Source organism: Planctomycetota bacterium (genome assembly GCA_016872555.1).
Taxonomy (GTDB): Bacteria; Planctomycetota; Planctomycetia; order Pirellulales; family UBA1268; genus F1-20-MAGs016.
Window position 1 is genome coordinate 1 of the sequence record VGZO01000151.1, and the last position, 1,304, is coordinate 1,304.

The window sequence follows — 1,304 nt, forward strand, 5'->3', positions numbered from 1 at the left end:
AGGGAAGGTTTGTAAAGGTGCGGGTGCTCTCGACATGCTCGGCCAGCTCGGCGGGATCCCACCAGGTGGGCTTCATCGCGCGCGGGCCGTAGAGCTTTTCGGCCTGGTCGACGTAGTGGGGGGAATCGGGATGGCCCGACTGCCCCCAGGGGGTGCAGGTAAACGACTCGACCTTGCCGTCCTTGAAAAACATCAGGATCACCGACATCGAGCCGGAGTTGGCGATGTAGGTCTTGGGATCCTCCGGATCCTGGTTGCTGCGGACGTCGAACAGCGTCTCGGTGAAGTTGGCTTCCTTGTCGCCGGTCGAATAGTCGGCACCGCCGCAGGGGAAATACCGGCCGTTGCGGCCGACCACATGGACGGTGCCCCAGGGCACGTCCCACCGGCCGTACTGCGTGTTCAGGAAGTCGATCGTCTCGCGAAACAGGGCGATGAGCTTCGCGCGCGTGGCGTCGTCGAGCCGGCCGTCGCGGGCGAGCGGGGCCACGTCGCACTGGGCGCCGCACTTCAACCGCCAGAATTTGAACAGCACCGTGGCCGTCGACTCGGGCGTGTATTCGCCGTCCCAGGCGAGGACCGCCTCGACGGCACGGCGCAGGACCGGATCGTTCGCGGCCGTGTCGCCGGCGGCGGCATAGGCGCGGGCGAGCTCCCCCTGCCAGGCGCGGGCGAGCCGGTCGTGGACGTCGAGGGCATACGCCTTCGCGTCGTCGCGCGTGACGAGCGGGTCGTTGTGGAGGACCTCGATGGCGCGGCGGCCGCGCGGGTTGTTTTGATCCCAGGTGGCGTTGTAGACGTGGCCGGGAAACCGGTCGGGCGTCAGCTCGCAGTCGACCATCATGTTGTGCGGGCTGATGTTGCAATTCTGCATGTAGCCCTGGCGCGGGTTGAGGATCTTGACCAGATCCTCCTGCGGATGGATCCCCTTCCAGGCCGTGGCGCTGGTCGTGCCGTCGACGGGGCGCTTGTAGTCGAACCCCTCGGGGCGGATCGGCGTGGCGCCGTTGCGGACGTAGGAGATGTTGCCGTCGACGTCGGCACACATCACGTTTTGCTCGTTGTACTGGTGCATCGCCAGCGCCGCGTTGACCTCGTGGACGTTGCGGGCCCGCGCCATTTTGTCGAACTGTTCATACAGGCCGGTCTGGTCGAAATAGGGGGAGGCGCCGACATACGCCGTGCCGCTGGCCATGTCGGGCGTGGAGATCACCGGGCCCAGGTGGGTGTAGAAGGCGGGGCGCGTGACCGGGTCGCTGCCGCGGACGGGGATCGTGAACGACTCGATCGTCACCGGCTTCCAC

The 1,304-nt window shown here is 66.8% G+C and carries 1 protein-coding gene; it reads right to left on the reverse strand.

Annotated features, from left to right (window positions below):
- The coding region (locus FJ309_17635; protein ID MBM3956396.1) for a penicillin acylase family protein at window positions 1-1,304 on the reverse strand (1,304 nt) is incomplete at both ends.